This is a genomic window from Kitasatospora sp. NPDC048722, from assembly GCF_040650235.1.
Classification (GTDB): Bacteria; Actinomycetota; Actinomycetes; order Streptomycetales; family Streptomycetaceae; genus Kitasatospora.
Window position 1 is genome coordinate 31,509 of record NZ_JBEZGX010000019.1, and the last position, 25,083, is coordinate 56,591.

Below are 25,083 nucleotides of genomic sequence, written 5' to 3' on the forward strand. Positions count from 1 at the left end.
ATCCGCGCGTCCCCCTGCGAGGATGAGGCCATGGCAGCGACCCTCGTCGACCTCACCCACCAGGTGACCACCGCGATGCCGGTCTACCCCGGCGATCCGGCCGTCGTCCTGGAGCCCGCGCTCACCACCGCGACCGCCGGGGTGAACGTGCTGGCCCTGCACCTCGGCTCGCAGTCCGGTACGCACGTGGACGCCCCGTACCACGTGGACGTGACCTGGCCGACGCTCGACGGGCTCCCGTTGGAGCGCTTCACGGGCCCCGCGGTGGTCGCCGACCTGCGCGGGCTGGAGCCCCGGACGCCCGTCACGCCCGAGCTGCTCGCGCCCGCGCTGGAGCGGGCGGGCGAGGGGACCGTCCTGCTGCTGGCCACCGGCTGGGCGCGGCACTGGGCCACCGACGCGTACTTCGCGCACCCGAGCCTGACCCCCGACGCGGCCGGGGCGATCGTCGCGGCCGGGGTCCGCACGGTCGGCGTGGACGCGCTGAGCGTCGACCCCACCCCCGACCCCGGGCCGGGCGACCCGGCGGTCGCCGCGCTGCTCGCCGACCTCACCGACGAGCACGACCACCCGGCCGCCGACGAGCCGACCCTGGCCGCGCACCGGGTGCTGCTGGGGGCGCCCGGGGGTGGGGTGATCGCGGAGAACCTGACCGACCTGCGGGCCCTCCTGGACGCCCAGGAGGCCGGACTGCCGGTGGAGGTCTCGCTGTTCCCGCTGCGGCTGGTCGCGGCGGACGGCGCCCCGGTCCGGGCGGTGGCTCGGCTCGGGTGATCCCGGCGGGGCGGGAACGGTCGTGCCCGCCCGTTCTCCGGGCCGATCCGGGAGCGTCCGGTTCCGGCCGACCGCCCCGCCACACTTGGTCTAGACCATCCCCCGGGCCCGCCGGTACGCTGTCCGCCCATGGCAGAGATCATCGGAGTGATCGAGCGACTCTGGCGCTACCCCGTGAAGTCCACCGGCGGCGAGCGGCTCGACTCCGTCGGGGTGGAGCGGCGCGGCCTGGCCGGCGACCGCCTCTACGCCGTCCGCGACGCGGCCGGCCGGTTCGGCTCGGGCAAGAACACCCGCCGTTTCCGGCGGATGGACGGCCTGCTCCGGCTCTCCGCCAGACTCGGCCACCGGCTCGACGGCCCCGAGCTGTTCGACCCGCTCGGCCGCCCGGTCGCCGACCCGACCGCCTTCCTGCGCGCCTACCTCCAGCGCGAGGACGTCGAACTCGCCCGGGAGGACGGCGTTTCGCACTTCGACCAGCTGCCGGTGAGCGTGGTCACCACCGCCACCCTCGACTGGGCCCGCGAGGCCGCCCCGCTCACCGTCGTCGACGAACGCCGGTTCCGGCCCAACGTCGTGCTGCGCACCCCGCCGGGCACCCCGCCGTTCGTCGAGGACACCTGGTTCGGCCGCGAAGGCCGCACCGAAGCCCCGGACGGCGCCCGGCTCGCCTTCGTCCGCTCCAGCGAGCGCTGCGCCATGACCTCCGCCGCCCAGCCGGGGCTCCCGCACGCGCCGGAGCTGCTCAAGGCCGTCGTGGCCGCCCACGACGGCCGGCTCGACGCCCTCGCGGAGGTCGCCGCGCCGGGCCGGCTGCGCGTGGGCGACCGGCTGACGCTCGCCTGATCCATCGCAAAGGACCTCACAGGTCAGAGCCCTTGACGGTGCATCAACTGCGGACCAGGCACACCGGATGTCCTGCCGGGTCCGCGAAGATCCGCCAGCCGCCGGCGTCGCGCAGACGGACGGCACCGAGTACGAGCACCGCGCGCTCGGCGGCGTCCAGGTCCTCGACGTCGACGTCCAGGTGCGCCTGCTGGGGGTGCTCCGGATCCGGCCGGCGAGGCGGGCGGTGGTCGGCGGCGCGCTGGAAGCAGAGCACCGCACCGCCGTCCAGGTGCAGCGTGGACCAGTCGTCGCCGAGCGCCCAGCGCGGATCCGGCCGGTCGACCTCGCCGCCCAGCAGGCCCGTGTAGAAGCGGGCCAGCGCGGCCGGCTCCGGGCGGTCGAGCACCAGGCACTGCAGTTTGCCGATCACGCCCTTCTCCGTCCTCCGGTCCTTGCGTCCGGGGCCGATCCTCGCCGCCGGACGGGCGGTTCGGAGCTCGGGGCGGCGCGACCGCCCGCACGGTGTCCGCGAGCTGCTCCGGCGGATCGCCGCGAGGGCCTCCAGGTCGGGCCGCGGGCCGGGCGCCGGCCTGACCGGCCGGCCGACGGAGGCGGCGCCGAGGGGCTCGAAGTCGCACGGGAGGCGCGCGCCGGACGCCGTGCGTCACCACGCGTCCATACGCGAGAGGCGCGGGCACGGCCGCGGCCGTGCCCGGGGCGCCGGTCCGAAGGGCGCACGGCGGTAGACGATCGCGCATGAACCGGAGATCCGCGCGCATGGGGCGCCCCATCTTCGCCGCATACCGTCGGGGCATGACACAGGAGCGAATCGACGGAGCGCCGGAAATACTCGTCGTGGGCGCCACCGGAACCGTCGGCCGGCACGTCACCCTGCAGCTGCTCGCCTCCGGAGTGCGTGTCCGCGCACTCACCCGCCACCCGGACCTGGCCCGGCAGCCCAGGTACGTCCAGGGCGACCTGCTCGACCCGGACAGTCTCGAAGCCGCCGCCACCGGCGCCGGCGCCGCCTTCCTGATCTGGCCCCACCCGACGGCCGACGGCGCCGCGGCCGCCGTCTCGGCGATGGCGCGGCACGTCCGCCGGATGGTCTTCCTCTCCTCCGCCGCCGTCCGGGACGTGCCCGGCCGAGGGCCCGAGTCGCCGGGCCGTCCGGACGCCGCGATCGAGGCGCTGATCGCCGGCAGCGGCGTCCGGTACACCTTCCTGCGCCCGCACGGCTTCACCGCCAACACCCTGCGCTGGGCCGAGGAGATCCGCACCGACGCCGCCGTCCGCGGCTTCGGCGGCGGGGCCGGGCTCAACCTGGTCGACGAACGGGACATCGCGGCCGTCGCGGTGCGGGCCCTCACCGAGGACGGCCACGAGGGCGCCAGGTACGTGCTCACCGGCCCGGAATCCCCCAGCCAGGAGGAGCAGGTCCGGATCATCGGCGAGGCGGTCGGCCTCCCGGCCCGCTGGGAGGAGCTCCCCCGCGACACCGCCCGCCTGCGGATGCTCACCGCCGGCTGGCCCCCGACCGTCGTCGACCGCGCCCTCGACTTCATCCACGCCCGCGTCGGCGACCCCGAGCCGGTCACCAGCACGGTCGAGGACATCACCGGCCGCCCGCCGCGCAGCCTGCGCAGCTGGGCCGCCGACCACGCGGCCCTGTTCCGCTGAGCGGCCCGGCGGGGCCGCGGCATCAGACCCCGAGGCCCCGGAGGATCAGGTCCATCAGGGCGAAGAAGAACAGCGAGATGCCGACGAAGCCGTTGGTCTGGAAGAACGCTCGGTTGAGCTTGGACAGGTCGTTCGGCCGCACGATGGTGTGCTCGTAGACGAACGCGCCGGCCACGACGAGCAGGCCGATCCAGAACGCGACGCCGGCGCCGGTGAGGACGCCGAACCAGGCCAGCAGGGCCGTGGTGACGAGGTGGCAGGCGCGGGCGCCCCGGATGGCCGCGGGGATGCCGAAGCGGGCCGGCACCGAGCGCACGCCGCCGTGCCGGTCGGACTGCACGTCCTGGCAGGCGTAGATGAGGTCGAACCCGCCGATCCAGATCCCGACCGCCGTGCCGAGCACGACGGCCTCCCAGGACCAGCTGCCGGTCACCGCGAGCCAGGCGCCCACCGGGCCCATCGCCTGCGCCAGTCCGAGGATCGCCTGCGGGAAGTCGGTGAACCGCTTGCCGTACGGGTAGACGACCATCGGCACGACGGCCACCGGCGCGAGCGCCAGGCACAGGGGGTTCAGCATGGCCGCCGCGCCCAGGAACACCACCAGGGCGACCGCCGAGCCGGTGTACGCCGTCTTCAAGGAGACGGCACCGGTGACGAGTTCGCGCCCCGCGGTGCGCGGGTTCCGGGCGTCGATCTCGCGGTCGATGATCCGGTTGGCGGCCATCGCGAAGGTCCGCAGGCCGACCATGCAGACCGTGACGACGAACAGCTGGCCCCAGTGCACCCGCTTGTCGGCGAGGAACATGGCCGTCAGCGCGGCGATGTAGGCGAAGGGGAGAGCGAAGACCGAGTGCTCGATCATCACGAGACGCAGGAAGGCCGACACGCCCCCGCGGGTGCGGGGGGATTCGCCCTGCCCTCCGTTGCCGAGCGCACCGACTCCCGTGCTCACAGCCCGTACTCCTTCCACCGACGCGACACCAGGGCGGCCGTGGCCGGGTCCGAGGAGACCATCTCCGGCCAGCCGCCGTCGCGGGTGTAGCCCTCCTCGGGGAGCTTGCGGGTCGCGTCGATGCCCGCCTTGCCGCCCCAGAACTGCTGGTAGGAGGCGTGGTCGAGGTGGTCGACCGGGCCCTCGACGACCGTCAGGTCGCGGCTGTAGTCGACGTTCCCGAAGGCCCGCCAGGCGACCTCCTGGTAGTCGTGCACGTCGCAGTCCGCGTCCACCACGATGATCAGCTTGGTCAGCGACATCATGTGCGCGCCCCAGATCGCGTGCATCGTCTTCTGGGCGTGCTTGGGGTACTTCTTGTCGATCGAGACGATCACGCAGTTGTGGAAGCCGCCGGCCTCGGGCAGGTCGTAGTCGACGATGTCCGGGATGATGATCTTCAGCAGCGGCAGGAAGAACCGCTCGGTGAACTTGCCCAGCGGGCCGTCCTCGGTCGGCGGGCGGCCGACCACGATGGACTGCAGGACCGGTCGGCGGCGCATCGTCACGCAGTCGATCGTCAGCGCCGGGAACGGCTCCTGCGGCGTGTAGAAGCCGGTGTGGTCGCCGAACGGCCCCTCGGGGAGCATCTCGCCGGGCTCCAGCCAGCCCTCCAGCACGACCTCGGCGTCGGCCGGCACCTGGAGCGGGACGGTCTTGCAGTCGACCATCCGCACGCGCTCACCGGCGACGAACCCGGCGAACAGGTACTCGTCGATGTCCCCCGGCAGCGGCGCGGTGGCCGCGTAGGTGACGGCCGGCGGACAGCCGAAGGCGATCGCGACCGGCAGCCGCTCGCCGCGCTTGGCGGCCACCGCGTAGTGGTTGCGGCTGTCCTTGTGGATCTGCCAGTGCATGCCGATCGTCCGGCGGTCGTGCCGCTGGAGCCGGTAGAGGCCGAGGTTGCGGATGCCGGTGTCCGGGTCCTTGGTGTGGGTGAGGCCCAGGTTGAAGAAGGAACCGCCGTCCATCGGCCAGGTGAAGAGCGCGGGCAGCTCGTCCAGGTTGACGTCGTCGCCGGTGAGCACGACCTCCTGCACCGGGGCGTCCTTCACGTGCCGCGGCGGGACGTGCGCCATCGAGGCGAGCTTGCCGAAGGCGTCCCGGAAGCCGGTGAAGCCCTGCGGCAGTTCGGGCTTGAGCAGGCCGGCGATCTTCTCGGAGATGTCGTCCGGACCCTTGAGGCCGAGCGCCTTGGCCAGGCGCCGCTCGGTGCCGAAGACGTTCATCGCGAGCGGCATCGACGAGCCCTTGACGTTCTCGAACAGCAGCGCCGGGCCCTTGGCCTTCTGCACACGGTCGACGATCTCGCCGATCTCCAGGTGCGGGTCCACCTCCGCCTTGATGCGCTTGAGGTCGCCCTCGCGGTCGAGGGCCCGGAGAAACGAGCGGAGATCGTCGTATGCCATGCCAGTCAGTATCCGCCACCCGATAGCCTGGCTTCGTCAAGGGCCCCCGGGGAGGGCACCAGGACGCAGCCCGCCACAGTCGCCGTCGCCGGGGGAGATCACCGCCGTGCTCAGGATCCTGACCTTCGTCGTTCCGCTCGCACTGTGGGTGTGGGCCTTCATCGACTGCCTGACCACGCCCGAGGACGAGGTGAAGCACCTGCCGAAGGTGGTGTGGGTGATCATCGTGCTGCTGTTCCCGCTGGTCGGCTCGATCGCCTGGCTCGTGGCGGGCAAGCAGCGCGGCGGCGCGCGGATCGCCGGCGGCTGGCCGGCCTCCGGCCGTCCGGAGCACGCGGGCCCGCGCGGCGGCCGTCCGCTCGCGCCGGACGACGACCCGGAGTTCCTCGCATCCTTGAAGAAGGACGACAGGGGGCACGAGGACATGCTCAGGCAGTGGGAGGCGGACCTGCGCCGCCGCGAGCGGGAGCTGCGCGGAAAGGACGAACCGGAGGACGGTTCCAAGGGCTGACCCGGCCCGTTCCGGGATCGCTCGGACAGCCCACCCGGCACGCGTCGGGTGGGCTGTGGCGTTTTTGGCGCTTCCCTACGACTTCGGCCCCCCTACCATGACTTCCCCCGGTCGCCCCACCAGACTTTAGCGGCGCTTGAGCGGGGCCCCAGTCGGCTCGCCTACGCTCCTGGGTGACGGCCCTGACCTGCGCTTTCCTTCATGCTCAGATCATCGGACCATCACCTGTCCGACAACCCCTGGTATTCGAACGGACACCGAGCGCAGCGGGTGAGGCCAGGTCGCTTCTGTGCAGGCCTGACAGCCAAACGCTCCCGACCTTGTACGGAATCGACGCCGAAACCAGCGCACGGCCCCTCGTACAGTCATAAGTGAAGAAAGTGATTCGCAGCCGGGGGCACAGCAGACGTTGGCTGTCGGACAGTTCCCTCACCCTTGGAGTGGTTCGAGATGACGGTTGTGCATGAGGCGCCGGTCGGCGGCGAGACCCCGGAGATTCCGGCCGACGCCCGAGGTCGGGTCGCCGAGCTGCACGAACTGCGCGAGAAGGTCCGGCGCGGCCCGAGCGAGAAGGCCACCGAGGCCCAGCACGCGAAGGGCAAGCTGACCGCCCGCGAGCGCATCGACCTGCTCCTGGACGAGGGCTCCTTCCACGAGGTGGAGCCGCTGCGCCGGCACCGCGCCTCCGGCTTCGGCCTGGAGGCCAAGAAGCCGCACACCGACGGCGTCGTGGTCGGCTGGGGCACCGTCCACGGCCGGACGGTCTTCACCTACGCGCACGACTTCCGGATCTTCGGCGGCGCCCTGGGCGAGGCCCACGCGCAGAAGATCCACAAGATCATGGACATGGCCATCGCGGCCGGCGCGCCCCTGGTCTCCCTGAACGACGGCGCCGGCGCCCGCATCCAGGAGGGCGTCACCGCCCTCGCCGGCTACGGCGGCATCTTCCAGCGCAACACCAAGGCCTCGGGCGTCATCCCGCAGATCTCCGTCATGCTCGGCCCGTGCGCCGGCGGCGCCGCGTACTCGCCCGCACTGACCGACTTCGTCTTCATGGTCCGCGAGACCTCGCAGATGTTCATCACCGGCCCGGACGTCGTCCAGGCCGTGACCGGCGAGAAGATCAGCCAGAACGGCCTCGGCGGCGCCGACGTCCACGCGGGCGTGTCCGGCGTGGCGCACTTCATCTACGACGACGAGCAGTCGTGCATCGAGGAGGTCCGCTACCTCCTGTCGCTGCTGCCGCAGAACAACCGCGAGATGCCGCCGTCCGTCCTCAGCGAGGACCCGGTCGCGCGCCGCAACGACAGCCTGCTCGACCTGGTGCCGGCGGACGGCAACCGCCCGTACGACATGCGCAAGGTCATCGAGGAGATCGTCGACCACGGCGAGTACCTGGAGGTCCACGAGCGCTGGGCGACCAACGTCCTGTGCGTCCTGGCCCGGGTCGACGGCCACGTGGTCGGCATCATCGCCAACCAGCCGCAGTCGCTGGCCGGCGTCCTCGACATCAACGCCAGCGAGAAGGCCGCGCGCTTCGTCCAGATGTGCGACGCGTTCAACATCCCTCTGGTCACCCTGCTGGACGTCCCGGGCTTCCTGCCCGGCGTCGACCAGGAGCACGGCGGCATCATCCGCCACGGCGCCAAGCTGCTGTACGCCTACTGCAACGCCACCGTCCCGCGGATCTCGCTGATCCTGCGCAAGGCGTACGGCGGCGCCTACATCGTGATGGACTCCCAGTCCATCGGCGCCGACCTCACCTACGCCTGGCCGACCAACGAGATCGCCGTCATGGGCGCCGAGGGCGCCGCCAACGTGATCTTCCGCCGCGACATCAACGGCGCCGAGGACCCGGACGCCATGCGCGCCCAGAAGATCAAGGAATACAAGAACGAGCTGATGCACCCGTACTACGCGGCCGAGCGCGGCCTCGTGGACGACGTCATCGACCCCGCCGAGACCCGTGAGGTGCTCGCCTCGGCGCTCGCCATGCTCCGCACCAAGCACGCCGACCTGCCCAGCCGCAAGCACGGCAACCCGCCGATGTAGCGGTCGCGGGCCACCGCGTCGCAGCAGCACCCGGAAGACCGTGCGCCCCCGCGGCACACGGCACCGAGCGAGACCACACACCACAGCCCGGGGGAGAAACCACACACCATGACCGCTTCCGCCGAACCCCTCGTCCGCATCGTCCGCGGCTCCCTCTCCGACGAGGAGCTGGCCGCCCTCACGGCCGTCCTGATGGCGCGCGCCGCCGCCGCTCAGCAGGCCGCCGCCGCCGCGCCGGTCGAGCCGATCGCCAACTGGCAGCGCCTGGAGCGCCGCCCGGCCTACTACTCGCCGGTCAGCTGGCAGCAGGCCGCCTGACGGCCCGGGAATCCTCCGACGGCCGGCCACCCCACCGGGTGGCCGGCCGTCGCGGTTCCGCCGTTCGCACCCGCCCGACCGGGCGGCCCCGAGGCAGCCCCGGACCGGGCCGCGAGCGGCTCGGTAGGATACCTACTGGACGGTATGCGGCCCGCCCGCCCGTCGGCCCCCATAGGATCGGCCGCTGCCGAGGTACCAGAACTATCCAGGGAGGCTGCGATGGCCAGGCAGGCCCGCGCACTGGCGACCCGCCAGGCGGTACTCCTCGCGGCGGCCGAGGTGTTCGACGAGCGCGGCTACGCCGCCGCCACGATGTCGGACATCCTGGAGCGGGCCGGCGTCACCAAGGGCGCGCTGTACTTCCACTTCCGCTCCAAGGAGGAGCTGGCGCTCGCCGTCATCCTGGAGGGCCAGAGTGCGTGGCTGGCCACCTGGGAGCCGTCCTCCGACAGCCCGATGCAGACCGTGATCGACCTGTCGTACGCGTTCGCCCGCGCCCTCCAGGACGACGTCCTGGTGCGCGGCAGCATCCGTCTGACGATCGAGCACGGCAGCTTCACCCAGCCCCAGGTCGCGGCCTACCAGGGCTGGTCGGACGCGACGCGGGAGTTGCTGGAGCGCGCGCAGGAGGCCGGGGAGCTGCACCCGGGGATCGACCTGCGCGGCGCGGCCCTGGTGATGCAGGGGGCCGTCACCGGCATCCAGCTGAGCTCCCAGGTGCTGACCGACCGGCAGGACCTCATCGAACGGATCGCCGACCTCTGGACGCTGCTGCTGCCCGGTCTCGTCCAGCCGCACGCGCTGGCCAGGCTGAGCGTCGTCGAGCGCGTCCCGGCCGTTTCCTGACGCGTCCGGAGGCCCGCCGGGCCCCGAGGCCGGCCGGTGTCAGAGCCGGTAGGCGGCGCAGCGGCCGGCGTCCACCAGGGCGGGCAGCGCGGCCGCCCAGGTCCCGCGGACGGCCTCCGGGCCGAGCCGGGCGGTGTCCTCGGCGGCGAGCAGGACCAGGCCGGCCGCGAGCGTCGTGAGCAGTTCGGCGGCGGCCCAGCGGTCGATGCCGGGGCGCAGTTCGCCGGCCTCGGCGGCGCGGCCGAGCAGGCGGTGGACGACGGCGGTGAAGCTGCGCCAGGCCGCGCCCGAGCCGGACGGGTCGCCGTGCTCCCGGCGCGGACCGTGACCGGCCCGGCCGAGCTGGACGCCGGCCCGGACCACCACGTCCTCGCGCAGCAACCGGGCGAGTTCGTGCGAGAGGTCGACGAGGTCCTGGACGGCGGGCCCGCCGGCGCGCAGGGCGCGCAGCGCGGCCGAGCCGATCTCCCGGCCCGCCGCGGCGCGCACGCCGTCGGCGAGGGCCTGCTTGGAGACGAAGTGGAAGTACAGGGCGCCCTTGCTGACGCCGGCCCGGCGGCTGATGTCGACCAGGCTCGCCGACTCGAAGCCCACGTCCGCGAACGTGCTCGCCGCGGCGAGCAGCACGGCCTGCCTGGTCCGCCCCGCGCGTTCCTGCTTGACCACTGAGGCCCCTCCGGACTAGACCGGCCGCGGCCCCCGCCGCCCGGCTGGTGTCAGGGCGCCGCCGAGGTGGGGTGCGACGCCTCGCATGCGGACGGACGTGACCTAAACCGCATGGTTGGTATCTAATCTACCGCCTCGGCCAACCCCGCCGTCCAGCGGGGAGGCACCCCCGCCCAAGGTCCTGGGTGCCGGACGCCAGGCATTACCGCAGTCCAGAGGCCCGGTAGCGTGGCCCCGTCGGGCCGCCCGACGGGGGCGACCCCGAACGCGACTCACAAACCGGGTGGTCTGTATGTTTTGCTTGCCAAGCGTCCGCACCGGCCGCTCGACCGACACCCTGGAGTGGGGACCGTCATGCCACTGATCGTAGAGCCGGATGCCCGCGACCCCTACGCCCACCCCGCCACCGGCTACGACTTCCACGAACGGACCGTCTCCCGCCACCTCGTCCACCGCACCTCGGTGTCCGAGGTGTTCCTCACCGGCTGGCAGGCGGCCGGCCCGTACGAGTTCCGGATCGGCGCCCAGTGGCCCCGGATGCACGGCTTCTACCGGCTGCTCGGCGACCGCCACCACGACCCGGTGCTGATGGCCGAGACCGTCCGGCAGGCCGGGCTGCTGATCGGGCACGTGGGCTTCGGCGTGCCCAAGGGCCACCACTTCGCGATGGACGACCTCGACTACTCGCTCGGCGCGGCCGGGCTGGCCGGCCTCGCCGTCACCGCCGAACCCGCCTCGCTGATGCTCGACGCCGTCTGCGAGGACGTCCGGATGCGCGGCGGCCGGCTCGCCTCCCTGCGGATGCACGCCGAGATCACCCGGGGCGGCCGGACGGTCGGGCGCGGCTCGGGGCAGCTGCGGGTGATCTCCCCCGCCTCCTACGCGCGGCTGCGCGGCCCGGCGCGGCGCGGCGTCGCGCCCGTCCGCCCCGGCCCGCCCACCACTCCCGAACTGGTCGGCCGCTCGCACCCCTCCGACGTCGTGCTCAGCCCGACCCTGCTGCCCGACAGCTGGGTGCTGCGGACGGACGCCGCGCACCCGGTGCTGTTCGACCACACGCTCGACCACGTGCCCGGGATGCTGGTGCTGGAGGCCGCCCGGCAGGCCGCCCAGCGGCTCCGGCACCCCGAACCGGTCGCCCCGGTCGAGCTGGTGTCCTCGTTCGACCGCTACATCGAGCTGGACCGGCCCTGCCTCGTCCGCGCCGTCCGCGAGGGGGCGCCGGACGGCCGCCGGGTGCCCGTCCGGGTCCTGCTGATCCAGGACGGCCGGACGGCGGCGGACTGCCGGCTGCTCACCGAGCCGCTGGACGGCCCGCTGAGCGGCCCGGCGGACGGCCCGTGCGTCCCCTCGGCCCGGCGGGACGGCTTCGACGGCCGCCCCACCGCGCCGGACCTCGGCGGCACCGGGCTGCCGCTGGCCTGCTGAGCCCGCCGCCCTACGCCGCGACGAGCGCGGACGGGCGGCCGGCGTGCATCACGCTCAGGTTGGCGGCCAGCCGGACCGGGTCCTGGGCCAGCCAGAGCCGCAGTGCGGCGCCCAGCATGGCACTGGCCGACTCGACCCGGATGCCCGTCACCTGGGCCAGTCTCGCCGCGCCCGGCACCAGCAGGTCGGCCAGCGCGGTCGGCAGCCAGACCGTCAGCGCGCACGGCGCGGGCGCCGTGAGGGCGCCCAGCAGCCGGTAGGCGTCGGACGGCGAGCTGATCGTGGGGATGATGTCCAGCAGCCCGTCGGCGACCACTTCGGACACGTCGCTGCGGTGTCCCTGGGCGAGCCGACGGAGCAGTGTGCGCTCTGCGGCGGTGATTCGGACGGTCAGCATGACCTCGTCGCACTCCATTGCGCGATTTCCTCCTCAGTTCCTCCCCGTACCGGCACTGGGCGGCCGGCACGAACTACCCCTGTCGCACCTCGGCCCGGCTTCCAACCGTGGAGCGCCGGGCCGGTGGGTGTGTTCCGCTCCGGTCAGATACCCGCGTACGAGTGCTTGCCGGTGACGAAGATGTTCACGCCGTAGTAGTTGAAGAGCCAGCAGGCGAAGGCCGCCAGCGCCAGGTAGGCCGCCTTGCGGCCCTTCCAGCCGGCCGTCGCACGGGCGTGCAGGTAGCAGGCGTAGGCCACCCACGTGATGAACGACCAGGTCTCCTTCGGGTCCCACTCCCAGTACTTGCCCCAGGCCGCCTCGGCCCAGATCGCGCCCGCGATGATGGTGAAGGTCCACAGCGGGAAGACCAGGGCGTTGATCCGGTACGACAGCTTGTCGAGCGTCGACGCGGCGGGCAGGCGGTTGCAGACCGAGACCCGGACGCGGGCCAGGCCGGTGCGGACGTCGCTCTGCTGCTTGCCGGCCGTGCGGGCGGCGCCCGGCTTCAGGTACTCGTACAGCCCGGCCTCGACCCGGCGGTGGTAGGAGTCCTGGAACAGGTACAGCAGCGTGGCGATGAAGGCCGCGTAGAAGGCACCGCCGCAGAAGATCGCGGTGGAGACGTGGATCGCCAGCCAGTACGAGTGCAGCGCGGGGACGAGCTGCTCGGAGTCCGTGTAGAGCACGGTGGTGGCGATGCCGAGCGTCAGCAGCACCGCGACGGTGACCGGCAGGCCGAGCCAGCGCACGTTCCTCTTCGCCGCCAGCAGGACCAGGTACGCGGCCGTCATGGCCAGCGCGAACGCGCAGGAGAACTCGTACATGTTGCCCCACGGCCAGCGGGACACCGACAGGCCGCGGGTGACCACGCCGCCCACGTGCAGCAGCGCCGCCAGGACGGTCAGCGAGACCGCGATGCGGCCGGCCATGTCGGCCTTCTCGCTGCTGCCGGCCGCGCCGGGGCCGTCCACCTCGTCGTCGCCGCGGCCGCTGGTGACCACCGTGGCGCCCTCGCCCGCCAGGGCGGTGCGGGTGAGCGTGGTGGTGCCGCCGCCCGCGCCGGCCACGGTGACGGTGACCTTCTTCGCGGCCTTGGCCGTCTGGTTCCCCGCCGCGGCGACGGTCTCGGCCAGGCTGCCCGACTGCTCCTTCGAGCGGACGGCGACGGCACCCTTGCTGCCGAACGTCCACTCGAACATGTGGGCGAACATGGCGATCGTGTAGACCGCCATCGCCGAATAGATCAGCTTGTTGGAGAGGTCGGCCAGCTGTGGGTCGACCCCCGAGGCGAGATGCACCGTCTACTCCTTGGAGTTCTGGTCGGCAGGGGCTGTGGGGTCCGCGGGTGCTTCCGGTTCCCGGTCGGGTTCGTCGTCCTCGTCCTCCTCGGACGCCGGGGCGTCGTCCTGGAGGTCCACCGCGAGTTCGGCCAGCTCCTCGGCGATCTTCGCCGACTCGCTGCGGGCCAGGCCGGCCAGCTCGACCAGGGTGCCGCCCTCCGGCAGGGCGACCGCCCGCACCCAGATCCGGCGGCGCTGCACGAACAGCGAGCCGATCAGGCCGAGGATCGCCAGGACCGCGCCGGTCAGGGCGATCGAGTTGCCCGGGCGGTGCGAGACGTTGAAGCTGGCCCACTGCTTGTAGCCCTCGAACGTGACGCTGCCGTAGCCGTCCGGGAGGGTCCAGCCCTGGCCGGGCTTCAGCAGCGCCTTGGCCGGCTGGTCGTCGAGCATCAGCTGCTTCATGTTCTTGGTGTTCAGCTCGTACACGTTCTGGGGCAGGCCCGAGTCGGTGCCCAGGTCGCCGCGGAAGGCGTTCAGGACCAGCTCCGGCGCGGCGTCACCGGGGAAGAGCGAGATCGGGCCGGTGCCCTCGAAGCTCAGCGGGGCGGTCGGCAGGAAGAAGCCGGAGAAGCCCAGCTGGGTCTTCCGGCCGTCGGGGCCCGCGCCGTAGTCGGAGACCTTCACGACGCCGGTCGACGTCATGTTGGCGTCCTGCGGCAGGAACGCCGTCGCGCCCGTGTAGACGACCTCGCCCTTGGCGTTGCGCACGGTGATGACCGGGGCGTAGCCGTGGCCGATCAGGTAGACCTTCGAACCGCCGATCTCCAGCGGGTGGTTGACCTCGATCGTGCCCTGCTTGAGCTTCGTGGCGTCGTCGCCCGCGTAGTACTCGACGTTCGCGGTGAACTGCCGTGCCGCGCCGATCTGGTCGCCCTGGTCCTGGAACTTGGCCGTGAAGCCCTTCAGCTTGAGGAAGAAGGGGTCCAGGTCGTCACTGGTGTAGAAGGCCGAGCCGGTGAAGTCGTCGAGCTGGGTGATGGTGTTGGAGTAACCGTCGCCCTCGACCATCAGCTTGCCGCCGGTGCCACTGGCCAGGCTCGCCCAGGCGAAGCCGCCGAGCAGCGCGAACAGCGACAGGTGGAACAGCAGGTTGCCGACCTCGCGGAGGTAGCCCTTCTCGGCGGCCACCGCGCCGCCGGCGAGGTGCGCCCGGAACCGGCGCCGGCGCAGCAGGCGGTGCGCGGCGGCGCTGACGACGTCGGCGTCCGCCCCGGTGCGCCAGGCCGCGTACACCGGCATCCGGGTCAGGTTGCGCGGCGCCGCCGGCGGCTGGGCCCGCAGCACGCCGACGAACTGCCAGGTGCGCGGCACGATGCAGCCGGCCAGCGAGACGAACAGCAGAATGTAGATCGCCGAGAACCAGACCGAGCTGTAGACGTCGAACAGCTGGAGCTTCTCGTAGATCGGGGCGACCGTGGTGTGGTGCGTCTTCCACGTCTCGACCTTGAACTGGTTCTGGCCGTTCTGCGGGATCAGCGAGCCCGGGATGGCGGCCAGCGACAGCAGGAAGAGCAGGATCAGGGCGACCCGCATCGAGGTCAGCTGGCGCCACATCCAGCGCAGCCAGCCGAGCACCCCTATGCCGGCCGGGCCGTCGGACTCGACCGGGGCGGTGCTGAGCCGCTCGGCCTCCGCGTCGGCCGGCGCCGGGGGCGGCTGCTCGGTGTCGGTCGTGGTGTTGCTCACGGTCAGATTCCGATCGAGAAGTCGGCGGTGCGGTACTGCAGTTCGGTCACCCACGAGTCCCAGACCCCGGTGACGAGCAGCAGACCGACCGCGACGAGCATGCCGCCGCCGATCCGCATGACCAGTGGATAGTGCCGCTTGACCCAGCCGAAGGCGCCCAGTGCCCGTCGGAAGGCCACTGCGGCCACGACGAACGGTACGCCGAGGCCCAGGCAGTAGAACGTCATCAGCAGGGCGCCACGCGCCGCGTCGGCCTGGTTCAGGGCCAGGTTCTGGACGGTCGCCAGGGTCGGGCCGAGGCAGGGCGTCCAGCCGACGCCGAAAACCACGCCCAGCATCGGGGCACCCAGCAGGCCGACCGCCGGGCGGCGGTGCGAACGCACCTCGCGCATGCTCAGGCCGGGGACGAGGCCCATGAAGGCGAGGCCCATCACGATCGTCAGCACCCCGAGCACGATCGAGATGACCCGCTTGTGGTTCTGCAGGGTGTCGCCGAACTGGCCGAACAGCGCGCCTCCGGAGACGAAGACCGCGGTGAAACCGAGGATGAACAGCGTCGCGCCCAGCAGCATCCGGCCGCGCCGTGCGCCGCGGGCGTCCGCGAGGTCGGCGGCCGAGAAGCCGGTGACGTACGAGAGGTAGCCGGGGACGAGCGGCAGCACGCACGGCGAGAAGAACGAGACCAGCCCCGCCACCAGCGCGATCGGCGCGGCCATCAGGAGCGCCCCGCTCTGGAGCGTCCCTGTGTTGTCGGCGAGCCGCAGGACGGTGCCAGCGGCCTCCGCGCTCACTGCTTCGGCTCCGCGACCACCGGCTGGAGCATCGACTCGAGGGCGTCGTCGACCGTGCCGCCGACGGCGCGGGCGGCGAGCCTGCCGTCCCGGTCGATGATCAGCGTGGTCGGGATCGACTGCGGGTTGAGGCTGCCCTTGGGGAACTTGAGCAGCTGGGTGCCGGCCGGGTCGAAGATGCTCGGGTAGGTGACGCCCTTCTCCTGCTCGAAGCGGACGGCGTTGGCCTTCTCGGTGTCGCGCGTGTTGACGCCGAGGAACTGGACCCCCTGGTCCTTGTACTTCTGCCAGACCCGCTCCAGGTCGTCCGCCTCGCCCCGGCACGGCCCGCACCAGGAGCCCCAGACGTTCAGCACGACGACCTTGCCGCGGTAGTCCGAGAGCTTGACCTGGTTGCCCTCCAGGGTCTCCCCCGCGATGTCCGGCGCGTCCTCGCGGTGGCCGGCCTCCGCCTTGGAGATGTTGGTGCCCTTGACGGTCACGAACCCGAGCTGCCCGTCACCGCTGCTCGACGAACCCGACGAGGAGCAGCCGGTGAGGACGAGCGCAGCGGCGGCGGCGGTAGCGGCGGCGGCTGCGGCGACACGGGGACGGGGGCGCGCCATGGCAGACATGTGAAAAGTTTCGCATGGAGTCCCGGGCAGGTTCGGGGGGGTCCTGCCTTGCGCGTCGCACCCCCTCTGACCTGCGGCGAGGCCCGGTCGCCCAGTGATCTTGGGGCGGCCGGGCCCCCTACTTACTCCCCGCTTACAGGACGTTCGGGCGAGTCTCGAACGGGCCCTCGGGCGCGTCGTCCTCGGGGCCCCGGGGCCTCAGGCGCCGAAGCTCTTGCCCACCGGCTTGTCGCCCTTGCGTCCCTTGCCCACCAGGTGCGCGGGCAGCAGGTCGCGAGCCGGCTCGCGGTAGCCGACCGAGACGATCTTGTCGCCCTCGAAGGTGAAGCTGGTCAGCGAGGCCAGCGAGCACTGCCGGTTGCGCGGGTCGTGCCAGAGCCGGCGGCGCTCGACGAAGGAGCGGACGATCCAGATCGGCAGCTGGTGGCTGACGCAGACCGCCTCGTGCCCGCGGGCGGCGTCCCGGGCGGCGCCGAGCGCGCCCATCATCCGCACGACCTGGTCGAGGTACGGCTCGCCCCAGGAGGGCTTGAACGGGTTGGTGAGGTACTTCCAGTAGCCCGGGTTGCGCAGCGAGCCGTCACCGACGCCGAAGGTCTTGCCCTCGAAGATGTTCTCCGCCTCGATCAGCCGCGCGTCCGCCGCGACCTCCAGGCCGTGCGCCTTGGCGATCGGCTCGGCGGTCTCCTGCGCCCGCTCCAGCGGGGACGCCACCACGTGGGTGATGTCCCGTCCGGCCAGGTCCTCGGCGACCCGGTCGGCCATCCGCCGGCCCAGCTCGGACAGGTGGTAGTCCGGCAGGCGGCCGTACAGGACGCCCTCCGGGTTGTGCACCTCACCGTGCCGCATCAGGTGGACGACGGTGATCTCTTCGGCACTCACTTCTCAAGACTCCTGGGGCTCGGGATGGACTAGGCCGTGGCCGCGGCGGCCGCGCGCGCGGCGGCCGGCAGGGCGGCGGCGATCCGCTCGATCGCCCGCTCGTCGTGGGACGCCGAGACGAACCAGGACTCGAAGGCGGACGGCGGCAGGTAGACGCCCTCGGCGAGCATCGCGTGGAAGAAAGCGGTGAAACGGTACGCCTCCTGGGTCCTGGCCTCGTCGTAGTTGGTGACCGCCGCCTCGGTGAAGAACACCGAGAACATGTTCCCGGCGGTCTGCAGCCGGTGCGCCACGCCCTCCTTGGCGAGCGCCTCGGTGACCAGGCCGGAGACCTCGGCGGCGACCCGGTCCACCGTCGCGTAGACCTCGTCGGTGCAGCCGCGCAGCTGGGCGAGGCCGGCGGCGGTGGCGACCGGGTTACCGGAGAGGGTGCCGGCCTGGTAGACCGGGCCGGCCGGGGCCAGGTGCGCCATCACGTCGGCGCGGCCTCCGAAGGCCGCGGCCGGGAAGCCGCCGCCCATGACCTTGCCGAAGGTGAGCAGGTCCGGCGCCCAGCCCTCGTGCGCGGCCTCCAGGCCGTACCAGCCGGCCTTGGAGACGCGGAAGCCGGTCATCACCTCGTCGGAGATGAACAGCGCGCCGTTGTCGCGGCAGAGGCGGGCCAGGCCGGCGTTGAAGCCGGGCAGCGGCGGGACGACGCCCATGTTGCCGGGCGAGGCCTCGGTGATCACGCAGGCGATCTCGCCCGGGTGCGCGGCGAAGGCCTGCTCGACCGCGGCGAGGTCGTTGTAGGGCAGCACGATGGTGTCGCCGGCCTGGGCGCCGGTGACGCCCGGCGTGTCCGGCAGACCGAAGGTGGCGACGCCGGAACCGGCGGCGGCCAGCAGCGCGTCCACGTGACCGTGGTAGCAGCCCGCGAACTTCACGACCTTCGCCCGGCCGGTGAAGCCTCGGGCCAGCCGGATCGCGGACATGGTGGCCTCGGTGCCCGAGGAGACCAGCCGGACCTGCTCGACCGGGGCGATCCGCGCGACGATCTCCTCGGCGAGCTCGACCTCGCCCTGGCCGGGCGTGCCGAAGGACGTGCCGCGGGTGACCGCCGCCTGCACGGCGTCGATCACCGCGGGGTGCGCGTGGCCGAGGATCATCGGGCCCCACGAGCACACCAGGTCGACGTACTCGCGGCCGTCGGCGTCGGTGAGGTAGGGGCCGGTTCCGGACACCATGAAGCGCGGCGTGCCGCCGACCGCGCGGAAGGCGCGCACCGGGGAGTTGACGCCGCCGGGCGTGACGACCGACGCGCGGTCGAACAGCGACTGGGACTGGGGGGCTTCGTAGGGGTAGCTCACGGGAGACATGGTCTCAAATCGTGTCCTTGACCTCTGCATGTCGGACCCGATCATCTGGAACGATGATCCGGGCACCGTTGTCTGTACGGTTGTCCGTAGAGACGGGGCCGCTGACTGCTCCGCGGTGCGGACCAGTCAGACTGTGCACTCAGAGTGCGCAGGCGCTCCGGTTGTGTGCAGGGGTGTGGAGAGGACTGCCGCCTTCCGCGAGTGGGTAGGGCCCGCGAGTGGGTACGGCGGCGCATGACGGGTAAGGAGCACGTCCGGAGGGACGCCGGGCGTGCGGGGGTCTGTCGATTCCGGCGAATTCCGGTGAGGATGGTCCGAGTGTCCGAGGCGCAGGACGGCTACGACGAGGCCGCGGGGGGTTCCCGCAGGCCCGCCGAGGCCGCACGCGGGGGTACGGGAGCGGGGACGGGACGCGGTCGCCGCGGCGGCGAGAGGCGGGGTGAGGGACGCGTGGGGGTGACGTACAAGTACTTCGGCGCACCCGACCGCGCGACCGCCGCCAGAGTCCCCACCGCGCTCGGCCCGGGCGGACTCGGCCTGGACGCGGGCGAGCTGGGCTCGCTGGGGCGCCTCGGCGACCTGATGGAGACCAGCGGATCCCCCAACGGGCACCTCTCCACCAAGATCAAGCCGGAGACCATGAGCGCCATGGTCCTCACCGGCATCCAGGGCGTCCCGCTGCACCAGGTCCCGCCGCTGGAACTCGTCGTGCTGCACCCCGACTACGCCGTCGTCCAGCTCCCGCAGAACGTCGTCGAACCGCTGCGCAAGGCCGACGAGACCGAGCTCGGCGCGGCGGCCTTCATCTGGTCCACCGTGCCCGACCGCCGGGGCCCGCGCGACGCCTTCGTGATCTACAGCATGCTGCACGAGTGGCAGGACTTCGCCAACCGCCTGCACGAGGCCGGCCACCAGCTGTACTGCCTGGTCTGGCCGTAACCACGACCGGACGGACCGGCAGATCCGCCGGACCGAACGCCCCGACGGCCGAACCGGCCTCGGGGCGAAGGTGTTTGACGGATCGTCACCGCTCCGCCCCGGCGGGGCGGAACACCAGTGCGGCGAGCAGCGTGGCGAGCGCCAGCAGGCCGGCGGCCACCGCGAAGGCGACGTGGAAGCCCCCGACGGGTGAGTCCGAGGGGCGCCCGGCGAGGGTGGTGAGGACGGCGACGCCGAGTGCGCCGCCGACCTGCTGGGTGGTGTTGAAGAGCCCGGAGGCGGTGCCCGCGTCGGCCGGCCCGGCGCCGGACATCCCCAGCACGGTGAGGGCCGAGATCGCGAGGCCGAAGCCGGCCGCGAGCAGCATCGTCGGGAGCAGGTCGAGGACGTAGTCCGCGTCGGCGGGCAGCCGGGTGAGCAGCGCGAGGGCGGCGAGCAGCAGGACGAGACCGGTCAGCAGCACCGGGCGTTCGCCGTAGCGGGCGTTGAGACGGGCGGAGAGCGCCAGCGAGACGGTGCCGATGGCGAGTGCGGCGGGGAGCATCGCGAGGCCGGTGGCGGCGGCGCCGTAGCCGCGGACGTTCTGCAGGTAGAGCGCGATCAGGATCTGGAAGCCGAACAGTCCGGAGACCATGAGCAGTTGGACGGCGTTGGCGCCGGAGACGTTCCGCGAACGGAACGTCCGCAGCGGCAGCAGGGGTTGGGCGGCACGGGACTGGCGGAGCAGGAAGCCGGCCAGCAGGGCGAGCGAGAGCGCGCCGAGGCCGAGGGTGCGGGCGGAGGCCCAGCCGTGCTCACCGGTGCCGACGATGGCGTAGATGCCGAGCATCAGGGCGGCGGTGATCAGCGCGGCGCCGAGCCCGTCGGCGCCGGCCCGCAGGCCGGGGCCGCCGTCGGCCGCCAGCACGCGGACGGCGAGCAGGGCGGCGGCCAGGCCGAGCGGCAGGTTGATCAGGAAGATCCAGTGCCAGCTGAGCGCCTGGGTGAGCACGCCGCCGAGCACCTGGCCGATGGAGGCGCCGGCCGCGCCGACGAAGCTGAACGCGCCGATGGCCCGGCCGCGTTCGCGGGGCTCGGGGAAGAGCGTGACGATCATGCCGAGGCTGACGGCCGAGGCCATCGCGCCGCCGACGCCCTGGAGGAAGCGGGCGGCGACCAGCGCGCCCTGGCCGGGGGCGAGGGCGCAGAGCAGCGACGCGGCGGTGAAGACGGTGAGCCCGGCGACGAAGACGCGCTTGCGGCCGACGAGGTCGCCCAGGCGGCCGGCGAGCAGGAGCAGGCCGCCGAAGGCGATCAGGTAGGCGTTGACCGTCCAGGTCAGGCCGGCGGGCGAGAAGTGCAGGTCGTCCCGGATGGCGGGCAGCGCCACGGTGACGATCGAGCCGTCCAGGACGATCATCAGCATCCCCGCGCAGAGCACCGCGAGGGCGAGTGCGCGGGAACGGACGGGGGCCGCGGGCGCCGGAGCGGGCGCGGTCGGGGCGTGCGTGGACATGGCGGGTCTCCCGGTTCGTCGAGTGCCGGGTAAGACGCTAGCAGATTGTTTTGTTCGGGACTATCTATCTCGGGAGCAGCTCTCGGCGGGCCTCTCAGCTCCGGGCGCGGCGGGCACGGCGGACCGTCCGCTCGCTCTCCACGGGCTCCGCCAAGTGGCCGTCCACCAGGCGCGTCAGCGCCGACACGAAGACCCCGCGCTCGGGCTCCGGCAGCGCGTCCAGGACCTCGCGGTGCACCCGGTCGGCGATCTCCGTGCCCTGCTCGACGGCGCGCTCGCCCGCCTCGGTGACCGAGATGATCCGGGCCCGGCGGTCGGTGGCGGACGGGCGGCGCTCGGCCAGGCCCGCCTTCTCCAGCTCGTCGACGGTGACCACCATGGTCGTCTTGTCCAGGTCGGCCAGCTCGGCGAGCTGGATCTGGGTGCGCTCCGCCTCCTGCGCGTGGAACAGCACGCAGTACGCGCGGGGGGTGATCCCGAGCTCGGTGAAGGCCGACGCCATCCGGGTCGCCAGGACGTGGCTCGCGTGGTCCAGCAGGCCGGAGATGTCGCGGATCTGCCGCACGGGCGGGGTCGTCGTCATGCGTCCGAGGTTAGCAACGTGCCGTCCGTCGGCAGATGATCCCGTAGCCAACCAACCGGCGTGCCGTCGCACACGAACCGGCCCGGCGCGGGACGGTCTACGGGATGCCGAGCTCGAACAACGCGTACCCGGCGTACCAGCCCGCCGCGACCGCGGGCATCGCGAACAGCCCGATCAGCGAGGGCGTCCGCACCCGGCGCAGCGCGACCGCGAGGCCGATGCAGAGCGGGAAGGCCGGCAGCAGGTAGCGCGAGATGTTGTCGAAGATCTGGTTGCTGCTCAGCGCGGTGAAGATGGTCAGCAGCGTGTAGATCACCAGGACCAGCGGCGGGCGCAGCCGCAGCAGCAGCACCAGCAGGCCGGGCAGGGCGATCAGCAGCGCGATCGCGATCAGGTCGGGGGCCGGGTTGGACTGCCAGAAGTTCCAGTGCCCGGTGACCACGTCCAGGACCGTGCGGAAGGTGGAGGCGCCCCAGTCGAAGTAGCGGTTCCAGGCGCCGCGCTGGAGCTTGAAGTAGCCGCCCCAGTCCCCCATCCGGTAGCCGACCCAGGCGACGTACCAGATCAGGCCCCACGGCGTGATCAGCATCGCGAAGAGCGGGCGGCGGACGCCGTCGGTGCGCCGGACGAGCGCGACCAGGGCGGCGACCGAGACGGCGGCGATCAGGGCGGCGGCGGTCGGGCGGTTGAGGCCGGCGGCCAGGGTCAGCAGCCCGGCTGCGACCCAGCGGCGGGTCATCACGCAGTAGCAGGCCCAGGCGGACAGGGCGACGAACAGCGAGTCCGAGTAGACCGCCCACTCGACGCCGGAGCCCGGGAACAGGCCCCAGAGCACCGCGGCGATCACGCCCGCCCGCCAGCCGCCGAGCCGCTCGGCGACCGCGAAGATGCCGGCCGCCGCGACGAACGAGGCGAGCACCGACACGACGATGCCGGAGCCGTACGGACCGAGTCCGGTGACCGCGCCGACCAGCCGCATCAGCCACGGGTAGAGCGGGAAGAAGGCCGCCGAGTTCTCGTAGTAGCTCGCCAGCGGGAAGCCGTGCAGCGGGAGCAGTTGCGGGTCGTAGCCGTTCTCGGCGATCCGCTGGTACCAGATGCCGTCCCAGGTGCCGAGCACGTCCCAGGGCTGGGCGCCGCCGCCGCGGCCCGGGTCCTTCTTGAGGTAGTCCCCGGTGTGGGCCAGCAGCATCATGAAGACGGTCAGGCCGGTGGCCTTGACCACGGCGTACGCGCCGAGCGCGGGTGCGAAGCGGTCCATCAGGGCGCCGAAGCGGCCCGGGGCGGTGCGCTCCCGCTCCGGCCGTTCGTCCGTCGTCACCAAAGGCGTCGGGGCGCCGGGTTCGGCGCTGGACGACTCGGTGCTCGATGCCGTGCTCATCTGCTGTGGCTCTCCCCGCCCGGCTCGTGGTCGGCGCGCCGGCGAACGCGGCGACGTCGAGTGAGCCTACGACACCGGCCCCGCCCGGCCCGGGGCGGCGGGGGCGCAACCGCGCGGGCACCACCGCAACGGCGGGTCCGCCGCCGCCCGTCACGAGGACGGACGGCGGCGGGCCCGGGGGCGCGGCGGTGTCAGCCGTGGAGGTAGACGATGCCGAGCTTGGTGAGCTGCCAGAGCTGGTCGGCGGCGCCGGTGTCGGCCGCGAGCACGACGAGAGGGTTGCCCTGCGCGTCGTGGCCGCCGCCCGCGGTGAGCACCTTGCCCTGGTCCTGGGAGTCGGCGACCGTGTACCGGCCGCCGCCGGCCGGTTTGAACACCCAGTGCTGGTTGCCGCCGCCGTTGCAGCCCCACTGCTGGATCCGGGTGCCGACGGCGACGGACGCGGCGTTGGCGTCCAGGCACATGCCCCGGTTGCCGCTGAAGTCGAGCTCGTAGCTGCCGCCCGCCTTCGCCTCCAGGACGAACGACTGGTTGAGCCCGCCCGTGGCCGGGTAGCTGATCGCGGCGCGGCCGTTGGTCGCGTCGCCGTAGGTGCCGCCGCCGGTGAGGTCGAGCGCGTTGCCGGTGGCCGCGTTGGTCAGCTGGTACCAGGCACCGTCCTCGGGGCCGTCACCGAAGGGCTGCCCGGGGGTGAGCGGCTGGATGGCCGTGGTGTTCTGCTGGTTGAGCGTGCAGTAGGCCTCCGTCTGGTCGGGCCGGGCGAAGAACTGGCCGAGGCAGACGCCCTCGCCGCGGTAGCCGGCGACCCGCAGGTGGTACGACTGGCGGACCATGTTCATGCACAGGCCGGGGATGCCGATCTGAGAGTCGCAGCCGTTGCGCGCCCACTCGGAGAGGTTGATGACGTCCCCGTTGCTGTACTCGTACGGGGAGCTGGTCCACTCGGCGCAGACCTCGTGCCCGAAGGCGACCCGCCGCTGGTCCAGGTACCGCACGCCGGGCACCTGTTCGGCCGCCGAGCGGAGCGCGTCGCTGAACGTCGGCACCACCCAGTTGTGACCCCAGGCCAGGTCCTCGGGGAAGGCCGGGCAGCCGTCGGCGATCTTTCCGAGGTAGTCGTTGCGCCGGATGTCCGGCGTGATCGGGTTGAAGTACGACTGGTAGACCAGCTGGTACGAGGAGTCCGCGTAGCCGGCCCGGCGCATGGTCTGACGGATGTTCTGCAGCGCGGCGACGACCTTGGGCTGGACGCGCTTGGCCTGCTGGGCGATGTCGGCGCTGCCGATGGTGTCGCGGCAGCCCTGGCTCTTCGGGATCGGGAAGTACTGCGCGAGGCAGTGCATCATGATCCCGCTGAAGTCGAAGTCGTCGTTGGCGCCGATCGTGACGACGACCATCTTGACGTCGTACTTGCTCGCCGCGTCGGCGAGTTTGACGTCCTGTTTGGGCTCGCCGAAGTCGCCGCTGCCGCCGCCGGTGATCTTGGCCAGCTCCGGGTCGCTGACCAGGTCACCGGTCTGGGCGCCGGAGCAGGCGAGGTCGATCGGGGTCACGCCGGGGATGTCGGTGACGAATATCTCCGACTTCGGGTGCCGGTGGCAGTAGTTGGTGGGGGTGTCGGTGTCCGGGAAGTAACCGTCGCCGGTGTCGGTGCCGGCGCCCTCCCCGGAGATGGCGCTGTCGCCGAGGGCGACGATCGCGGCCGGGCGGGCGCCGTCGGCCGCGGGGGTCTGGTCGGCGAGGGCGGCGGGTGCGCCGGCCAGGCCGAGGGTGGCGACGAGGGCGCTCACGGCGAGAAGTGCGCCGTACGGGGAGCGGCGCGCAACCGTCCGGGTTCTGCGCGCCGCCGACAGTCGTGACCTGATCACACGCGACTCCTTGCGGGGGGTGGGGACCGCCCGGCCGGAGGCGCCGAGCGGCGCGGAGCAAGAAAGCGGAGCAGAAAAGGTGAGCAGGTCTCACATTCTAGGTACTGACAAGTAACGCAACAAGGCTTTTGACAGCAGCGGAAGTCGACGCTCCGCAGGCCGTCGCGACGCCCCCGGACACGCGAAAGAGCCGCCGCCCGC

General features: G+C 72.6%; 24 protein-coding genes. 9 read left to right on the forward strand and 15 right to left on the reverse strand.

Annotated features, from left to right (window positions below):
- Positions 1 to 30: 30 nt before the first annotated feature.
- Together AB0C76_RS16270 and AB0C76_RS16275 are read left to right on the forward strand one after the other, a co-directional pair.
- The gene (locus tag AB0C76_RS16270; protein ID WP_359965004.1) at positions 31 to 774 is read left to right on the forward strand and encodes a cyclase family protein; all 744 of its coding nucleotides are present in this window, start codon (positions 31 to 33) and stop codon (positions 772 to 774) included.
- A 129-nt stretch (positions 775 to 903) separates the two neighbouring features.
- Positions 904 to 1,620 carry an MOSC N-terminal beta barrel domain-containing protein gene (locus tag AB0C76_RS16275; protein WP_359965005.1) on the forward strand — a complete coding sequence of 239 codons (717 nt, stop codon included), beginning with the start codon at positions 904 to 906 and terminating at the stop codon, positions 1,618 to 1,620.
- 43 nt (positions 1,621 to 1,663) lie between these two features.
- Here AB0C76_RS16275 and AB0C76_RS16280 read toward each other — a convergent pair whose 3' ends face one another.
- Entirely contained in the window at positions 1,664 to 2,032 is a 369-nt protein-coding gene (locus AB0C76_RS16280) for a VOC family protein (RefSeq protein WP_359965007.1), read from the reverse strand.
- 383 nt (positions 2,033 to 2,415) lie between these two features.
- On the opposite strand from AB0C76_RS16280, the gene AB0C76_RS16285 reads away from it, so the two are divergent.
- Positions 2,416 to 3,282 (forward strand): NAD(P)H-binding protein, encoded by an 867-nt coding sequence (locus AB0C76_RS16285; RefSeq protein ID WP_359965009.1) that lies wholly within the window; start codon positions 2,416 to 2,418, stop codon positions 3,280 to 3,282.
- A gap of 22 nt (positions 3,283 to 3,304) precedes the next feature.
- On the opposite strand, the gene mqnP is transcribed toward AB0C76_RS16285, so the two are convergent.
- Both mqnP and AB0C76_RS16295 read right to left on the reverse strand, forming a co-directional pair.
- The gene (mqnP, locus tag AB0C76_RS16290) at positions 3,305 to 4,234 is read right to left on the reverse strand and encodes a menaquinone biosynthesis prenyltransferase MqnP (protein ID WP_359965011.1); all 930 of its coding nucleotides are present in this window, start codon (positions 4,232 to 4,234) and stop codon (positions 3,305 to 3,307) included.
- A complete protein-coding gene (locus tag AB0C76_RS16295) occupies positions 4,231 to 5,682 on the reverse strand; it encodes a menaquinone biosynthesis decarboxylase (protein ID WP_359965012.1) in 1,452 nt (483 codons plus the stop codon). The genes mqnP and AB0C76_RS16295 overlap by 4 nt, the downstream gene beginning before the upstream one ends.
- A gap of 106 nt (positions 5,683 to 5,788) precedes the next feature.
- On the opposite strand from AB0C76_RS16295, the gene AB0C76_RS16300 reads away from it, so the two are divergent.
- The 4 genes from AB0C76_RS16300 (at position 5,789) to AB0C76_RS16315 (ending at position 9,409) form a co-directional block, all read left to right on the forward strand.
- Entirely contained in the window at positions 5,789 to 6,193 is a 405-nt protein-coding gene (locus AB0C76_RS16300; RefSeq protein WP_359965014.1) for a PLD nuclease N-terminal domain-containing protein, read from the forward strand.
- Positions 6,194 to 6,643: 450 nt separating this feature from the next.
- Positions 6,644 to 8,245 (forward strand): acyl-CoA carboxylase subunit beta, encoded by a 1,602-nt coding sequence (locus tag AB0C76_RS16305; protein WP_359965016.1) that lies wholly within the window; start codon positions 6,644 to 6,646, stop codon positions 8,243 to 8,245.
- A 108-nt stretch (positions 8,246 to 8,353) separates the two neighbouring features.
- A complete protein-coding gene (locus AB0C76_RS16310; RefSeq protein ID WP_359965018.1) occupies positions 8,354 to 8,563 on the forward strand; it encodes an acyl-CoA carboxylase subunit epsilon in 210 nt (69 codons plus the stop codon).
- Positions 8,564 to 8,782: 219 nt separating this feature from the next.
- Positions 8,783 to 9,409 carry a ScbR family autoregulator-binding transcription factor gene (locus AB0C76_RS16315; protein WP_359965020.1) on the forward strand — a complete coding sequence of 209 codons (627 nt, stop codon included), beginning with the start codon at positions 8,783 to 8,785 and terminating at the stop codon, positions 9,407 to 9,409.
- A 39-nt stretch (positions 9,410 to 9,448) separates the two neighbouring features.
- Here AB0C76_RS16315 and AB0C76_RS16320 read toward each other — a convergent pair whose 3' ends face one another.
- The gene (locus tag AB0C76_RS16320; protein ID WP_359965022.1) at positions 9,449 to 10,075 is read right to left on the reverse strand and encodes a ScbR family autoregulator-binding transcription factor; all 627 of its coding nucleotides are present in this window, start codon (positions 10,073 to 10,075) and stop codon (positions 9,449 to 9,451) included.
- 354 nt (positions 10,076 to 10,429) lie between these two features.
- Between AB0C76_RS16320 and AB0C76_RS16325 the strand changes: the two genes are divergently transcribed.
- The gene (locus tag AB0C76_RS16325; protein ID WP_359965024.1) at positions 10,430 to 11,503 is read left to right on the forward strand and encodes a ScbA/BarX family gamma-butyrolactone biosynthesis protein; all 1,074 of its coding nucleotides are present in this window, start codon (positions 10,430 to 10,432) and stop codon (positions 11,501 to 11,503) included.
- A 10-nt stretch (positions 11,504 to 11,513) separates the two neighbouring features.
- Here the strand turns inward: AB0C76_RS16325 and AB0C76_RS16330 are convergent, their stop codons facing one another.
- From AB0C76_RS16330 to hemL, 7 genes are all read right to left on the reverse strand, one after another.
- Positions 11,514 to 11,918: a hypothetical protein gene (locus tag AB0C76_RS16330; RefSeq protein ID WP_329929021.1), complete on the reverse strand. Its 405-nt coding sequence runs from the start codon at positions 11,916 to 11,918 to the stop codon at positions 11,514 to 11,516.
- Between the two features lie 125 nt (positions 11,919 to 12,043).
- Positions 12,044 to 13,240, reverse strand: a complete 1,197-nt coding sequence (gene ccsB / locus AB0C76_RS16335) for a c-type cytochrome biogenesis protein CcsB (RefSeq protein WP_359965026.1) — start codon at positions 13,238 to 13,240, stop codon at positions 12,044 to 12,046.
- 3 nt (positions 13,241 to 13,243) lie between these two features.
- The gene (locus AB0C76_RS16340; RefSeq protein ID WP_359965028.1) at positions 13,244 to 14,971 is read right to left on the reverse strand and encodes a cytochrome c biogenesis protein ResB; all 1,728 of its coding nucleotides are present in this window, start codon (positions 14,969 to 14,971) and stop codon (positions 13,244 to 13,246) included.
- A gap of 2 nt (positions 14,972 to 14,973) precedes the next feature.
- Positions 14,974 to 15,687 carry a cytochrome c biogenesis protein CcdA gene (locus AB0C76_RS16345; RefSeq protein WP_359965181.1) on the reverse strand — a complete coding sequence of 238 codons (714 nt, stop codon included), beginning with the start codon at positions 15,685 to 15,687 and terminating at the stop codon, positions 14,974 to 14,976.
- A 71-nt stretch (positions 15,688 to 15,758) separates the two neighbouring features.
- A complete protein-coding gene (locus AB0C76_RS16350) occupies positions 15,759 to 16,376 on the reverse strand; it encodes a TlpA disulfide reductase family protein (protein WP_359965030.1) in 618 nt (205 codons plus the stop codon).
- 198 nt (positions 16,377 to 16,574) lie between these two features.
- Complete coding sequence (locus AB0C76_RS16355) at positions 16,575 to 17,258, reverse strand: histidine phosphatase family protein (protein WP_359965032.1); 684 nt, start codon at positions 17,256 to 17,258, stop codon at positions 16,575 to 16,577.
- Between the two features lie 29 nt (positions 17,259 to 17,287).
- Positions 17,288 to 18,616 (reverse strand): glutamate-1-semialdehyde 2,1-aminomutase, encoded by a 1,329-nt coding sequence (gene hemL, locus AB0C76_RS16360; RefSeq protein ID WP_359965034.1) that lies wholly within the window; start codon positions 18,614 to 18,616, stop codon positions 17,288 to 17,290.
- A 450-nt stretch (positions 18,617 to 19,066) separates the two neighbouring features.
- On the opposite strand from hemL, the gene AB0C76_RS16365 reads away from it, so the two are divergent.
- Positions 19,067 to 19,555 (forward strand): hypothetical protein, encoded by a 489-nt coding sequence (locus tag AB0C76_RS16365; RefSeq protein ID WP_063348869.1) that lies wholly within the window; start codon positions 19,067 to 19,069, stop codon positions 19,553 to 19,555.
- An 85-nt stretch (positions 19,556 to 19,640) separates the two neighbouring features.
- Here AB0C76_RS16365 and AB0C76_RS16370 read toward each other — a convergent pair whose 3' ends face one another.
- The 4 genes from AB0C76_RS16370 to AB0C76_RS16385 form a co-directional block, all read right to left on the reverse strand.
- Complete coding sequence (locus tag AB0C76_RS16370) at positions 19,641 to 21,050, reverse strand: DHA2 family efflux MFS transporter permease subunit (protein ID WP_359965036.1); 1,410 nt, start codon at positions 21,048 to 21,050, stop codon at positions 19,641 to 19,643.
- A gap of 94 nt (positions 21,051 to 21,144) precedes the next feature.
- Positions 21,145 to 21,633 carry a MarR family transcriptional regulator gene (locus tag AB0C76_RS16375; RefSeq protein ID WP_359965038.1) on the reverse strand — a complete coding sequence of 163 codons (489 nt, stop codon included), beginning with the start codon at positions 21,631 to 21,633 and terminating at the stop codon, positions 21,145 to 21,147.
- A gap of 97 nt (positions 21,634 to 21,730) precedes the next feature.
- Positions 21,731 to 23,014, reverse strand: a complete 1,284-nt coding sequence (locus AB0C76_RS16380; RefSeq protein WP_359965040.1) for a hypothetical protein — start codon at positions 23,012 to 23,014, stop codon at positions 21,731 to 21,733.
- A gap of 191 nt (positions 23,015 to 23,205) precedes the next feature.
- Positions 23,206 to 24,882, reverse strand: a complete 1,677-nt coding sequence (locus tag AB0C76_RS16385; protein ID WP_359965042.1) for an RICIN domain-containing protein — start codon at positions 24,880 to 24,882, stop codon at positions 23,206 to 23,208.
- Positions 24,883 to 25,083: the final 201 nt, after the last annotated feature.